Source organism: Streptomyces sp. NBC_01116, assembly GCF_041435495.1.
In the GTDB taxonomy this organism is placed as follows: Bacteria; Actinomycetota; Actinomycetes; order Streptomycetales; family Streptomycetaceae; genus Streptomyces.
This window is the reverse complement of the sequence record NZ_CP108644.1, coordinates 663,515-677,490: the sequence shown is the minus strand read 5'-3', so window position 1 is coordinate 677,490 and position 13,976 is coordinate 663,515. Positions and strand designations below refer to the sequence as shown.

The following is a 13,976-nucleotide window of genomic DNA, read 5'->3' as shown; positions in this document are numbered from 1 at the left end:
CACGGACGTGAATCCGGGGCCCGCTGTCCCCGCGCCGTCCTCCTGGCGCGGGGACAGCGGGCCCCGGTCCGTACGCCGCTTCTGCCATCCGGGAGCCCCCCGCCCGGCTCCCGGCAGGACGACGGGGCTCGGACAACGCGCTCGGGCATACCGGCGATTCGTCGGAGCGGTCAGTCCGTGGTTGAGAGGGCGTTCTCCAGGAGGATCTCCGCCGCCGCCCGCGCGTGCCGGCCGTAGTCCGCCTCGCCCAGCACCATGGCGCGGCTGGCGGCGCCGTCCGCGAGGGTCACGAGTTGCTCGGCGAGGGCGGCGGGCCGGTGGCAGCCCATTTCCGCCACCAGGTCCGCCACCAGTCGCACCATCAGCAGTTTCTGTTCGCGTGCGTAGGAGTGGACCGCGCTCCGCGGGTCCGGGAACTCCACGGCGGCATCGATGAACGGACAGCCGCGCACGGGATCGGTGCCCGCCGGGGGCGGATCGAACAGCGCGAGGATTCTCTCCTTGGCGGAAACCTCCTCGCGCACCAGCGCGCCCTCCAGAGTGCGCCCCGTCGAGGCGAGGTCCCTCAGGTGGGCGAGGACAAGTTCGTCCTTGGTTCGGAAGTGTGCGTAGAGGGTGCGCTTGGACACCGGTGCCCGCTCCGCGATCTGCTCCATGCCGGTCGCGTTGATCCCCTGGGCCGTGAACAGTTCGGCCGCGGCCGCCAGGATGCGCTCCCGCCCTCCGCGGCCCTGCCGTCGCGATGCCGTCGTCACCGTGGTCATGGATTAAGTATACGACTTCGTTTACTTCGGGGTGGGTGTCTGGTTACAGTGCTTCTAGGTAAACGGCTACGTTTACTTAAGCGATTCCGAGGAGAGCTTCATGAGCAGGCCGGTCTTCACCTGGACACGCACGAGCGAGACACCTGCCGTCGGGACACCCGCCGTGGGGACACCTGCCGTCGGAGTGCCTGCTGTCGGGACGCGGGCGGGCGGGACGCGAGCGGAGGAGTACGCCGAGCGTTTGATTCGCGGGCGGCGTGCGACCCGCGCGTTCCGCCCCGACCCGGTGCCCGGGGACGTTCTGCGCGCGATCTTCTCCCTCGCCGGAGCGGCGCCGTCCAACTCCAACGCGCAGCCGTGGCAGGTGGAGATCGTCGGCGGCTCACGGCGAGACCGTCTGGCCGACGCCCTGCGGGCGGCCCACGCGGAGCGACGCGTCTCGGCCGACTACCCGTACTCGGAGGACATGTACGCCCCCGTCCACCACGAACGGCGGGCCGCCTTCGGTGCCGATCTGTACGGAGCCCTGGGCATCGGCCCCGACGACCACCCCGCCCGCGCGGCCTACGACGCGGAGAGCATCGGCTTCTACGGGGCGCCCCACGCCGCGTTTCTGTTCGTCACCGGTGACGGCGGGCCGCGACTGGCCGCGGACGTCGGCGCCTACCTGCAGACGCTGCTGCTGGCCATGACCGCGTACGGCGTGGCGAGTTGCCCGCAGGGCCTGCTCAGCTTCTACGCGGACACCGTCCGCGACGAGCTGCGCGTAGACGAAGGGAAGCTGCTCGTGGGGATCTCCTTCGGCTACGCGGACGAGGCCGCGCCGGTGAACCAGGTGGGGACCGGCCGGGCGCCCCTGGAGGTGACCACCACCTTCCACGGCTGAGCTGGTTCTCCACGGTCGGACCCGCCGGCGGGATGCGGACGGGGGTTACCGGCCGTCCCGAGCGAATCCGATGGCACCGACAGCCGTCCGGCGGCAAGACTGCGCCGGTGAACACCCTGCCACCGCAGTCCGACCCGCTCCTCCTGCCGGTACGAGACCCGCGCACCCGCGACCTCGTTCTCGACTGTGCGGAGATGCACCCTCTGGTTGCCGACCTGGTTCTGCCCAGCGGCGCGTCGATGTACGTCATGAGCACGTTGGAAACTTCCCGCGAGCTCGTCCGGCACTCCTCCTACCGGTACGAGTTCGCCACCGTCGCCGTCACGCACTCCCTGATCGCCCTGGAGCACGTCCTCGCTGAACGTCTGACCACGAACGAACCGCTTCACGTCCTCATCGGGCGGGCCACCGACGCCGGGCTCATCACGGCCGAGCTCGCCGTCGAACTCGACCGCTGCCGATCGCTGCGCGACAAGCTCACACAGGGCGCCGAGTCGAGTGCCGCCCTCCGCCCGGTCCGGGCCGTCGCCATGCTGCGTGCCGTGTTCGACGCCGTCTCCCTGCTCCTTCGCCCACCGTCCGCGCCAGAGGCGACAGCCACTGAGGTGGGCGGAGCGCGGCTCGAAGGCGGACTCGCCCGTTTGCGGGAGGACCACCTGCGTGCCGTGTTCCCCGACGGCTTCCGCGGTGTGGACCTCGACGGCGTGGATCTGGTCCTCCTGGACGCCGACGTCGCCGGCCTCGTGCAGAGGGGGCTGAAGGGCGGGCTCGACGGCAGTGGCATCGCCTTCCTCTGGGGCTGCATCGCCGACCTCGACAAGATCGTTCCTCTGATCGACGAGGAGTACTGCGCCTCCTACTTCGCGAATCTTCGGACGATGGCCCAGGTCGCAGCAGCACCCTACGTCCCCACCGCGACGTGACCACCGAGGACGAAACAAGCCCACTTGACTGATTTGTCTACGTCGTAGCGGGCTGTGGGTCGCTGGTTTCCGAGCCGAGGGGTCTACCGGGGCCGGACGTGTGTTCCAGGTCGATCCTCCGGAGGAACGCCTGGCGACGCAGGTCGAAGGTGTGGCAGAACGGGCGATCCGGGGCCGTGGTCGCGGGTGACCTGCGTGAGGCGGGTTCCTGTTGCCTGAATTGGTCTGTACCTGTCGGGGCACAAGGGGGTCATGAGCGACGACAACACCACGATCGCAGTCGAACTGCACGGCGGGCCGCTCGACGGGCAGACCGTCCGCGTCACCGTTTCCGACGACGACCCCTGGACCGCGATCCCCAACGACGGCTGCACCTACCCCGGGGGCCGCAGCCTCTACGCCCCCGACACGACCGGCCACTGGGTCTGGCAGGACGATCAGCCGGCCGGCGCCCCGTGAGAGCTGGCCGGTCGCCGGAGACCGGGCACCAGCACAGGGCTGTCCGATGAGGGGCGAGGCCGGGTCGAGCGTGGTCCTGTACGGGTATCGCGCGGGAGAGGTACGGGAAGCGCACGGGGTCAGCCCTCCTGGCGGGTGCTGCGGAGCCGCTCCCGCCTGCCGAGGACGGCCTTCGCGGGGAAGAGGGCGAGCCAGCACCACATGGCCGCCTGCGGGGCGAAGAAGGCGATGGGTACGGACGCCCCGAACACGACGATCGTCGCGCCCAGATCCGCAGCGGTGTCCTGCCACTCGCCCACGGCGCGCACCCCGTGCCGACCCCTCAACGTCGCGAACATGGCGAGCTGCAAGAGGTCGATGAGGCAGATGGTCGCGGCGTACATCGCCACCGCCAACGGCTCCCGGGCCCCGTACTCGGCGAGGATCGACGTGGGGAACGGAACCAGCGCGATCATGCCGAGCACCGCGAGGGCCAGATGCTGGGGGAGACCGCCCGTCTTCGCGGACATCAGCAGGATCTGACGCTGGTCGCGCCAGAAGATGCACAGGATGAGGAAGCTCAACGCGTAGGCGGCGAGCTGCGGAGCGGTCTCGCGCAGCGCGTCGTGGAACCGCTCGGAGTCCAGGTCGGGCGCGACCCGGACTTCGAGCGCGAGGAGCGTCATGGCGATCGCGAAGATGCCGTCGGACAACGTGATCAGACGGTCGGGGCGCGCTGGCGAAGGGCTGCCGTTACTCACCAGGTTCACCCTGGCCCCTCGCCCGCGATCGGCCGCGCATTGCTCCGACTGTGGCACGCCGCTCCCCGGTGGGCACCAGAGTGTCGTCCGAAGCGTCAATCTCCCCGACCGCCGATTCACCCTGTGCGGTGGTGGGGGAGGCAGGCGCACGTGACCTTCAGGCCATGACAGGGGTGGAGGGAAGAGCGAGGTGAGGCGGGTGGGACGGGAGCGACCGTACGGCGGTGGGCGGGCCGGGCGCGTGACCGGGATCCGCGGCGCAAACGCGTCGCGCGGGGTTGGCCAACCGTCATCCGGTGTCGCTTTACGTGGTGAGCCGCGTGCGTTGAGGTAGTGATCGTTCCGTCCCGTTACGGCCCGTGGGGGGCATGTGCGGACGGCGGTGCACTCCCAGAGCATCGACTTGAGGGGAAGACCTATGTCCACACCTTCTGCTCCACTGCGCGTCGCCCTGGCCAACGGCAGCTTCGAAGAGCCGGTGGTGAACGGGGTGGAGATCCTGCCGGACGCCTCGCAGACACAGGCGGCCAAGCGTGTGCCGGGCTGGTTGACCACCGCTACCGATCACCGGATCGAGCTGTGGCGGTCGGGCTTCAACGGGGTGCCGGCAGCCCACGGCGCCCAGTTCGCCGAACTCAACGCGAATCAGGTCTCCACGCTCTACCAGGATCTGCCGACCACCCCCGGGACGAAGCTGTACTGGCGGCTGTACCACCGTGGCCGCCAGGGGGACGACACCATGGCGCTGGACATCGGCGCGCCCGGCTCCTCGGTGGAGCAGCGCCGATTCACCGACGGCACGACCGCCTGGGGCTACTACACGGGCACGTACACCGTGCCGGCCGGGCAGGCGCTGACGCGGTTCGCCTTCCGCTCCATCTCGGCCGCCGGTGGCAACCAGGGCATCGGGAACTTCCTGGACGGCATCTTCTTCGGTACCGCCCCCTACGTCGAGCTCACCAAGACCGCCGTTCCCGCCGGGCCACTGGAGGTCGGGGACACCGTCACCTACCGGGTCACGGCCAGGAACGAGGGCGGGGGTGCGGCGGAAAACCTCGTCCTCACCGACGGCATCCCGCAGGGGACGACCTACCTGCCCGGGTCCCTGCGCGTCGTGGACGGCCCGAACGCCGGGACCAAGAGCGACGCGCAGGGTGACGACCAGGCGTACTACGACGCGGGGGGCGACAAGGTCGTCTTCCACCTCGGCAACGGCGCTTCGGGCGTCTCGGGCGGCAGCCTGCCCAATACGGAGTCCTTGCCGGCCGGGACCACCGTGGAGTACCGGGTCGTCATCTCCCGGGAGAGCGGCGGCCGGCAGGTCAGCAACACGGCGACCGCCTCCTACGAGAACCGGCTCGGCGACACACCGCAGCCGCTGACGTCCACCTCCAACGAGCAGACCTTCCAGGTCAAGCCCGCCGCCGATCTGACCGTGACGAAGGCGGCCGACGCCACCACCGTCACCGTCGGCCAGACGGTCACCTACCGCGTCACGGTCCGCAACACCGGCCCGAACCCGGCGACCGGCGTCTCCGTCGCCGACCGGCTCCCCGAAGGCCTCGCCTTCCTGTCCGCCGAGGGAACCCAGGGCCACTACGACCCGACGACCGGTCACTGGGCCGTGGGCGACCTGGCCGACGGCGCCACTGCCTCCCTCGTGGTGAGGGCGAAGGCCACCAGGGTCGGCCGGGTCACGAACGCCGCCACGGTCACCGGCCAGGAGAAGGATCCCGACATCACGAACAACGCCGACACCGTCACGATCTGCGTGGAACCGGCCCCGTCCTGCTGCGACCCCTGCTCCACCGGCACCTAAGGGGTGTCCGGGAGCGCGGTTCGCTGACGGCAGATGGGCTCAGCGTGGAGGGCCGTTCCCGGCCCGGAACGACCCTCCACTCATGCACGTGCAGCGATCAGCTCCCGGAGGCGGCACGGGACAGCGCGGCGGCGAAGCCGTTCTGCCAGAGCTGGTTCACCCGCGCTCGCTCGTTGGCGTCCGGCTGGGCGTTGGTGCAGGACGGGCCGGGGCCGCCGCCGGACATCAGCTGGCTGCACGGTCCGGAGTAGTTGTCCGGCAGGCCGAGCACGTGCCCGGTCTCGTGCGTGGTGACGCGGGTCGAGTTGTACTGCTGGTTCTGCCGGTAGTCCAGGAAGATGTAGCCACGGCCGTGCCCGTTGGTCGAGGCGTACGATCCGCGCGGATCGTTTCCCTCGCGGTACGTGAAGTCAGCCCTGGAGCCCTCCTGGAGCCGGACGTTGGAGACCGAGCTGTTCCAGATCCGGGTGCTGTTGGCTATCTGGGTGCGGAAGCTCGGGGCGGAAGCCGCGCTGTAGGTGACCGTGACAACCTGGGTTCCCGGGTTGGCGGCCCGCTTCTCGGCGACCGACTTCATGACCGCGTCGAGGAAAGCCCGGTTCGCGGCGGCGTTCTCGCCCGATCCGTTGTACGCGGCAACGCTGGCGGGGGTGGAGCCGGCAGGAGCAGGAGTGGCCGAGACTGCGGGAGCTGCAGCCAGCGTGGCAAGGAAGCCGAGGCCGGCGATGGCGGAGGCGATGGCGGTCGGGACGTGTCTCATGGGGGATTTCTCCTACTGTCCGATGGGGCCGCACCCTGGGGTTCGTCCGCTGAACGGACGGGGCGCGGGACGGTACGGAGAGAGTGTGGGGGAGCGAACACCGGCTGGGGATGATGCCAACTCGCGATGGCACCGCCCTATCCCCCCGTCCTCCGGGCGGATCGCGGACAGGTGAAACGCCCCGCGGCCGCAGGCCCGCTCCCGTCGAACGGCGGTGAGGCCGCACGGGCCGGGGTGCGCCAGCTGGTGGACCGGATCGCGACACCCGCCCTCGCCTGGCGCGACGGCCACCTGCGCGCGGCCACCTGTACGTTTCGCAGCGAACAGTCGCAACGACCAGGTGCGCGACTCCACCGCACCGTGGCGCGCGCTGACCTTGAGCCCCCGATCGATCCCGCACCGCCGGGCGTATCGGCCGGCGCAGCCGCGGGCGCGCCGGATCAGGCCAACCGGTCGCTTTGCGTCATCATCCGGCAACTGCCACGCGCGGCGGAGCAGCCTGCGGATACACAAGGGGGTCGGAGCGGGAATCGAGCGTGATCCGGGGGCGGGGCGGGATGCTGACCATCAACGCGGGAGCGCTGTCCGCCGTCATCGCCCCGACCTCGCTGGGTGAGGACATCGGCGACTTCCCGGACCGCCTCACCTCCGGCGTCACCGACTCCTCCCGCTGAAACCGGAGCGCGCCCGATGGCCAACCGCCGCCCACCGCCCCGCCGCCCACCGCCCCGCCGCACCGCGGCACGTCGTCCCATCCGCCGCAGCGCCCTGCTGCGCCGCCGCCGCTCGCGTCGGCGACAGCGCGGCGACACCCAGCTGCTCCTGCTCGGTTTCGTTGCCCTCGCAGGCATCACGCTGGTCTGGGCGGTGATCTCCTGGCTGCTGGTGAACTGGTGGGCGCTCATCGTGCTCGGCGCACTCGCCGCCATCGGCGGGACGGTGTGGGGCCACCGGTATCGCCGGCGGCAGGAAGGGGACCGGGTACGGCGGCAAGCGCTGCGCTACGGGCTGCCCGAGTTGGACGCCCTGCACCACCGGGACTTCGAGTACGCGATCCGCGATCTGATGCTCCGCGACGGGTGCACCGACGCCCGCCAGATCGGCGGGGCCGGAGACAACGGTGCCGACGTCCTGGCCACCGACCCGTTGGGCCGCACCTGGGTCATCCAGGCCAAGCACCGCAAGGACGGCGACCGCGGCTCGGCCGTCGGCACCCCCGACCTCCAGCGCGTCAACGGCACCGCCCGGCAGCTGTACGGCGCGGACGTCGTCCTGGTCGTCACCAACGGCCGCTTCTCCACCCGCTGCGCGCCCCTCGCGGCGCAGCTGCACATGCACCTCGCCGACCGCCGGGTCCTCGCCGCGTGGGCGAGCGGCGGGCGCCCGCTGTGGGAGCTCCTGCCGAGGATCCCCGCACCGCGGAGCGGCCGGTGATCCGGCGGGGGCGTACCCGGATCCGCCCCGAGCCCGGTCTCCGCCCCGAGTCCGGTCTCCGCCCGGCCGCGCGAGGGCCGTGGCTGTCGTCACCTGCTGCCCGGCGGACCCGCGGGCGGCGGAACCGGCGCAGCTGACCGGCGATCCGCAGGACCCGCGAACCGTGATCACCGTTCGACGGCGGCGTATTCGTGGTCGAGGATGGAGTGGGTGACCGAGTCGCTCCACCGGCCGCCGCGTTGGACGTGCTCGCGGATGCAGCCCTCCTCCGAGAGCCCGGCGCGTTCCATGGTGCGGGCGGAGGCGGTGCTGAGCGCGGAGCGGGCTCCCCGGACCCGGTGAAGTCCGAGGTCCTCGAAGGCACGGGCCGGCAGCAGCCGTACGGTCTCGGTGCCGAAGCCGTTGCCCCAGGTGTCGGGGTCGAGAGCGAAGCCTAAGGTCGCGGCCCGGGGCTGGTGGGGATCCAGAGCGAGACGGCCGAAGCCGATCAGCCGTCCGTCATCGGTGCCGACGACGGCCAGGGCGTACTCCTGGCGCGGGTCCGCGGTCGCCGAGGCGATCGACCGGGCGCCGATCGCCTCGACGTCCTCGCGGGTCCGCGGATCGAAGCTCATGTGCTCGGTGTGGCGCGGGCGTCGCCCTGGACCGCGAACACGCCCTCCGCGGCATCGGGGCGAAGCTCGCGCAGGTGAGGACGCCGACTGCGGCGGCTGATCGGATACATGGCAGGACTCTACGGTCGGCCCGCCGGGGCGGCGGGCGGGGGAGCGGCCGGAGACACAGCGGTCTCCTCGCGTAGCTCCCCGGGCGAGGAACCAGGACCGGTTCGGGCGGCAACCGTTCTTCCAACGTTGAAAGTCTGGCGCCCGGCGATATGACAGCACGGCGGCGGGTGGGTGTCCAGACCTCGCGCAAAGCCTTTGCCGAAGCGCGAGTTGCCGGCCGCGGATGCGTCCCGGCGGTCTGCCGGCACATTTTGGAAACGCATCGGCATCGCTCTTGCCGCTCGTGCCGCACCGCATATATAACGTTGTAAACCGAGCCGCCGACAGGCCGCGCAGGCTCTCACGGCCACTGTTCCCGCAGTACGGAGCAGGGGTGTGAGGAATGCGGCGGCATCAGCCGCAGAGCAACCGATGCCTCGTCCCGCATGCCCGACCGCACGCCGATCGGCGTGCCGTCAACCCGCCAAGGAGCGTTCCGCGCATGATGATCCAGCGTCGATCCCGTACCCTCGCCGTGGCCTGCGTCCTCGCCGCCACCACGCTGGCCGCCGCCGGCTGCGCCAAGTCGGAGACCTCCAACAACGCGGGCGGCGACAGCAGTCAGGCGGCGCAGGAGGCCAAGACCCCTGATTCCTCGTCCGGTTCGGGCTGCAAGCTGGAGACCTACGGCGCGCCGAAGCTGGACCTGAAGGACGCCGTGGTCGGCTTCTCCCAGTCGGAGAAGGAGGCCAACCCCTTCCGGATCGCCGAGACCCAGTCCATCAAGGACGAGGCGGAGAAGGTCGGCGTCAAGAAGCTCCTGACCACCAACGCGCAGTCCCAGCTGTCCAAGCAGATCAGCGACATCCAGGACATGCTGTCGCAGGGCGCCCAGTTCCTCATCGTCGCCCCGCTCAACTCCGACGGTCTGGAACCCGCGTTGAAGGCGGCGGCCGCCAAGAAGGTCCCCGTCCTCACCATCGACCGCAAGGTCAACTCCACCGCCTGCAAGGACTACGTGGCCTTCCTCGGCTCCGACTTCGTCGAGCAGGGCAAGCGCGCCGCCGACGCGATGATCAAGGTCACCGGTGGCAAGGGCAAGGTCGCCATCCTGCTCGGCGCGTCCGGCAACAACGTCACCACCGACCGCACCAAGGGCTTCGTCGACCAGGTGAAGGCCGAGGCCCCGGGTCTGGAGATCGTCGCCCAGCAGACCGGCGAGTTCGCCCGCGACAAGGGCCAGCAGGTCATGGAGCAGCTCATCCAGTCCAAGCCCGACATCACCGCCGTCTACGCCGAGAACGACGAGATGGGCCTCGGCGCGGTCACCGCGCTGAAGGCCGCCGGCAAGAAGCCCGGCAAGGACGTCAAGATCGTCTCCGTCGACGGCACCCGCAACGCCGTCCAGGCCCTCGTCAACGGCGAGTACAACGCCGTCATCGAGTCCAACCCGCGCTTCGGTCCGCTCGCCTTCGCCACCGCGCAGAAGTTCTACGCCGGTGAGGAGATCCCCGAGAACGTGATCATCACCGACCGCGAGTACGACGGGGCCAACGCCAAGGAATCGCTCGGCGGAGCCTACTGACCTCGTCGGACGTCCGGCCGCCGCGACGCCCGGGGCACCCCGGGCATCGCGAGCCCCAGGGCCCGCACTGCCCGGGGCTGTCCCGGGGCGCCCGACGGCCCGGTCCCATTCCCGTAACACCGGAAGGCCAGGTTTCATGGCACCAACCCCAGCGACACCCCAGCGCCCGGAGACCTCCGGGGCCGGTGCCGCCGCCGTGGCGGACCCCGTCCTCGAAGCCCGCTCGGTGAGCAAGCGGTTCCCGGGCGTCGTCGCCCTGGACGACGTCTCCTTCGCCCTGCGCGCGGGCGAGGTCCACGCACTCGTCGGCGAGAACGGAGCCGGCAAGTCCACCCTCATCAAGGTGCTCACCGGCGTCTACCGGAGCGACGAGGGCGAGGTGCGCGTGAGCGGCGAACCCGTCCGCTTCGCCCGCCCGTTCGAGGCGCAGCAGGCCGGGATCTCCACCATCTACCAGGAGGTGAACCTCGTCCCGCTGATGAGCGTGGCGCGCAACATCTTCCTGGGCCGGGAGCCGAAGAACCGCCTCGGGCTCATCGACTTCGCCCGGATGAACCGCGAGACCACCGAACTCCTCGACGGCTTCGGCGTCCGCGTCGACCCCAAGCGGCCCCTGCACACGCTCGGCATCGGCACCCAGCAGATGGTCGCGCTCGCCCGCGCCGTCTCCGTACGGGCCCAGGTCGTCATCATGGACGAACCCACCTCGTCGCTGGAGCCCCGCGAGGTCGAGACCCTCTTCCGGGTCATCGAGAACCTGCGCGGCCAGGGCATCGCCGTCCTCTACGTCAGCCACCGCATGGACGAGCTCTACCGCATCTGCGACCGGGTCACCGTCCTGCGCGACGGCCGCCACATCCACACCGGCGAACTCGCCCCGCTGCAGCGCATGCAGCTGGTGTCGATGATGCTCGGCCGCGACATGGCCGAGGTCCGCCGCGACGGCCTCACCGGCTTCGCCGCCGAAGGGCACGACGCCGCCCGCACCCCCGTCCTCACCGCCAAGGGCCTCAACCGCCGCCACCAACTGCATGACATATCAGTGGAGTTGTACGCAGGCGAGGTGCTGGGACTCGGCGGTCTGCTGGGCTCCGGGCGCAGCGAGACCGCGAAGGCGCTCACCGGCGCGCTGCCCCTGGACGGCGGGGAGATCACCGTCGACGGCAAGCGCCTCGGCCGCCCCACCCCGGCCGCGGCCATCCGCGCGGGCATCAGCATGCTCCCGGAGGACCGCAAGGCCGAGGGCATCGTCCCCGGCCTCTCCGTCCGCGAGAACATCGTGCTCGCCGCCATGCCCCGGCTCTCCAGGGGCGGCATCGTCTCCCGCGCCAAGCAGGACCGGGTCGTCGACCTCTTCATGAAACGGCTGCGGATCAAGGCGTCCAGCCCCGAGCAGAAGGTCGGCGAACTCTCCGGGGGCAACCAGCAGAAGGTGCTGCTCGCCCGCTGGCTCTGCCTGGAACCCAAGGTGCTGCTGCTCGACGAGCCCACCCGGGGCATCGACGTCGGCGCCAAGGCCGAGGTGCAGTCCCTCATCGACGAACTCGCCCGCGAGGGGCTCGCCGTGCTGCTGATCTCCTCCGACATCGAGGAGCTGATCGAGGGCGCCGACCGCATCGTCGTCCTGCGCGGCGGCGCGGTCGCCGGTGAACTCGCCGGTGACGAGGTGGACGAGAGCCGCCTGCTCGAAGTGCTCGCCGACCACACGCCGGACGCCGACCACGCGCCGGACGCCGTGCTCGCCGACCACACGCCCGATTCCGGCGGGGCGGCCCCGGCCGCCCAGGAGGACCCCCGATGACCACCCAGGCCACCCTGCCACGCCCCGCCGCGAAGCCACTGGCCCGGCTGCGCGACCCCGCCTGGTACCAGGAGTACGGGGTGTACGCGGCCGTCGCCGTCGTGCTGCTGTTCAACGCGCTGTTCACCGAGCACTTCATGACGGCCGACAACCTGCGCACCCAGCTCGTCCAGGTCGCGCCCATCGTGATCGTCGCGCTCGGCATGGCCCTGGTCATCGGCACCGAGGGCATCGACCTCTCCGTCGGCTCCACCATGGCGCTCGCCGCCGCCCTGCTGCCGCTCTACCTCGGCTACGGGCTGGTCCCCGCCCTGCTGATCGCGCTGCTCGCCGGAGCGGTCGTCGGCGCGATCAACGGGACGCTGGTCTCGCTCGTCGGGCTGCAACCCATCGTGGCGACCCTCGCCCTGTTCGTCGGCGGACGGGGCCTCGCCCTCGTCATGGCCGACGGCCGGCTCAAGCAGATCGTCAACCCCGACATCCTCGCGCTGGGCACCGGCTCCTTCCTCGGCATCCCGACGGTCGTCCTCATCGCGGGCGTCCTCGCGCTCGCCGTCGCGTTCCTGGTGCAGCGCACCACCTTCGGCCGCCAGATCGTCGCCATCGGCGGCAACCGCCCGGCCTCGGCGCTGTCCGGACTGCCGGTCAAGCGCGTCCTGGTCGGCGTCTACATCCTGTGCGGGGTGATGGCCGCCCTCGCCGGCATCCTCGCCACCGCACGGCTCACCGCCAGCGACCCGTCCTCGCTCGGGACCCTCATGGAGCTCTCCGCCATCACGGCGGTCGTCGTCGGCGGCACCCCGCTGAACGGTGGCTCCATCCGGGTCCTCGGCACCGTCGCGGGCGCGCTGCTGATGCAGCTGCTCCGCGCCACCCTCGTCAAGCACGACCTGCCCGACTCCACCGCACAGATCGCCCAGGCGGCCATCATCATCGCCGCCGTCTACGTCGCCCGGGAGCGTAGGTCCCGATGAACAACACCCCACCGGCCACCGTGCCCGCGGCGAAGGCCCCGGCACCCCTCAAGGACGCCCCCTCGCGTCCCGAACCCCGCCCCGGACGCTCCACCGGCTCCCGGATCGGCGAACTCGTCCAGCGCCAGGGCGTCCTCGCGGTCCTGCTGACCGTGATCCTCATCGCCTCGTTCGTCTACCCGACGTTCGCGAGCCTCGACAACGCCCGCGGCGTCACCGTCCAGGCCTCGTTCCTCGCGATCGTCGCCCTCGGCATGACCCTGGTCATCATCACCGGCGGCATCGACCTCTCCGTCGGCTCCGTCTTCGCCCTCGGCGGCGTCCTCGCCGCCTGGGCCTCGCAAGCGGGCTTCCTCGCCGCCCTCCTCGTGCCCCTGGTGGTCTGCGGCGCGATCGGGCTCCTCAACGGCCTGCTCATCGCCCGCGCGAACATGGCGCCCTTCATCGTCACACTCGCCACCCTCCTCGCGGCCCGCGGCATGCTGCTCGCCTTCACCGACGAGGGCGCCACCACCTACCTGGTGCCCAAGGACTCCGCCTTCGCCGAGCTGGGCCAGGGCAGCGTCCGGGGCTTCGGATACCCGATCCTCATCGCCCTGGCCCTCTTCGGGGCGGGCGGACTCCTGCTCCAGCGCACCTCGTTCGGACAGACCCTGTTCGCCGTCGGCGGCAGCAGCGACGCGGCCACCCTCATGGGCCTGCCCGTCGCCCGGACGAAGACCCTCGTCTACACCCTCAGCGGACTGCTCGCCGGCCTCGCCGGAGCGCTCAACGCCGCCCGCCTCTCCTCCGGGGTCACCATCGTCGGCGTCGGCATGGAACTCGACGCGATCTCCGCCGTCGTCATCGGCGGCGCCCTCCTCATCGGCGGCGCGGGGTCCATCAGCGGCACCCTCTGGGGCGTGCTGCTGCTCGCCGTGATCCAGAACCTCATCAACCAGATCGGCTCACTCAACTCCTCGTACCAGTCAGTGGTCAGCGGCGGCTTCCTTATCGTTGTCGTGGTGGCGCAGCGTTACCTCGCGCGCAGCCGGAGAACCACCTGAACCGTAGGTATCCGCAGAACCACCTGAACCGTACGTATCCGGAGACCACCTGAACCGTACGGATCGGGCCGCGTCGAACCA

At 70.9% G+C, this 13,976-nt stretch carries 13 protein-coding genes; 9 read left to right on the top strand and 4 right to left on the bottom strand.

Going from position 1 to position 13,976, the window contains the following annotated elements; all coding sequences use genetic code 11:
- Window positions 1-170: 170 nt before the first annotated feature.
- On the bottom strand, window positions 171-764 hold the full coding sequence (locus tag OG245_RS02745; RefSeq protein WP_371621939.1) for a helix-turn-helix domain-containing protein: 594 nt from the start codon (window positions 762-764) through the stop codon (window positions 171-173).
- A 100-nt stretch (window positions 765-864) separates the two neighbouring features.
- Between OG245_RS02745 and OG245_RS02740 the strand changes: the two genes are divergently transcribed.
- From OG245_RS02740 to OG245_RS02730, 3 genes are all read left to right on the top strand, one after another.
- Entirely contained in the window at window positions 865-1,650 is a 786-nt protein-coding gene (locus tag OG245_RS02740) for a nitroreductase family protein (protein ID WP_371621938.1), read from the top strand.
- A 107-nt stretch (window positions 1,651-1,757) separates the two neighbouring features.
- Complete coding sequence (locus OG245_RS02735; protein ID WP_371621937.1) at window positions 1,758-2,573, top strand: hypothetical protein; 816 nt, start codon at window positions 1,758-1,760, stop codon at window positions 2,571-2,573.
- A gap of 252 nt (window positions 2,574-2,825) precedes the next feature.
- Window positions 2,826-3,032, top strand: coding sequence for a hypothetical protein (locus tag OG245_RS02730; protein WP_371621936.1), 207 nt, complete (start codon window positions 2,826-2,828; stop codon window positions 3,030-3,032).
- 119 nt (window positions 3,033-3,151) lie between these two features.
- Here OG245_RS02730 and OG245_RS02725 read toward each other — a convergent pair whose 3' ends face one another.
- Window positions 3,152-3,781: a TMEM175 family protein gene (locus OG245_RS02725; protein WP_371621935.1), complete on the bottom strand. Its 630-nt coding sequence runs from the start codon at window positions 3,779-3,781 to the stop codon at window positions 3,152-3,154.
- A gap of 409 nt (window positions 3,782-4,190) precedes the next feature.
- On the opposite strand from OG245_RS02725, the gene OG245_RS02720 reads away from it, so the two are divergent.
- The gene (locus tag OG245_RS02720) at window positions 4,191-5,591 is read left to right on the top strand and encodes a hypothetical protein (protein WP_371621934.1); all 1,401 of its coding nucleotides are present in this window, start codon (window positions 4,191-4,193) and stop codon (window positions 5,589-5,591) included.
- A 97-nt stretch (window positions 5,592-5,688) separates the two neighbouring features.
- On the opposite strand, the gene snpA is transcribed toward OG245_RS02720, so the two are convergent.
- Window positions 5,689-6,351: a snapalysin gene (gene snpA, locus OG245_RS02715; RefSeq protein ID WP_371621933.1), complete on the bottom strand. Its 663-nt coding sequence runs from the start codon at window positions 6,349-6,351 to the stop codon at window positions 5,689-5,691.
- 690 nt (window positions 6,352-7,041) lie between these two features.
- Between snpA and OG245_RS02710 the strand changes: the two genes are divergently transcribed.
- A complete protein-coding gene (locus OG245_RS02710; RefSeq protein ID WP_371621932.1) occupies window positions 7,042-7,785 on the top strand; it encodes a restriction endonuclease in 744 nt (247 codons plus the stop codon).
- 167 nt (window positions 7,786-7,952) lie between these two features.
- Here OG245_RS02710 and OG245_RS02705 read toward each other — a convergent pair whose 3' ends face one another.
- Complete coding sequence (locus OG245_RS02705) at window positions 7,953-8,399, bottom strand: GNAT family N-acetyltransferase (protein WP_371621931.1); 447 nt, start codon at window positions 8,397-8,399, stop codon at window positions 7,953-7,955.
- Window positions 8,400-8,991: 592 nt separating this feature from the next.
- Between OG245_RS02705 and OG245_RS02700 the strand changes: the two genes are divergently transcribed.
- The 4 genes from OG245_RS02700 (at window position 8,992) to OG245_RS02685 (ending at window position 13,895) form a co-directional block, all read left to right on the top strand.
- On the top strand, window positions 8,992-10,074 hold the full coding sequence (locus OG245_RS02700) for an ABC transporter substrate-binding protein (protein WP_371621930.1): 1,083 nt from the start codon (window positions 8,992-8,994) through the stop codon (window positions 10,072-10,074).
- A gap of 136 nt (window positions 10,075-10,210) precedes the next feature.
- Entirely contained in the window at window positions 10,211-11,875 is a 1,665-nt protein-coding gene (locus OG245_RS02695; RefSeq protein WP_371621929.1) for a sugar ABC transporter ATP-binding protein, read from the top strand.
- Window positions 11,872-12,849: an ABC transporter permease gene (locus OG245_RS02690; protein ID WP_371621928.1), complete on the top strand. Its 978-nt coding sequence runs from the start codon at window positions 11,872-11,874 to the stop codon at window positions 12,847-12,849. Before OG245_RS02695 ends, OG245_RS02690 begins: the two co-directional genes overlap by 4 nt.
- A complete protein-coding gene (locus OG245_RS02685; RefSeq protein ID WP_371621927.1) occupies window positions 12,846-13,895 on the top strand; it encodes an ABC transporter permease in 1,050 nt (349 codons plus the stop codon). The genes OG245_RS02690 and OG245_RS02685 overlap by 4 nt, the downstream gene beginning before the upstream one ends.
- Window positions 13,896-13,976 lie beyond the last annotated feature (81 nt).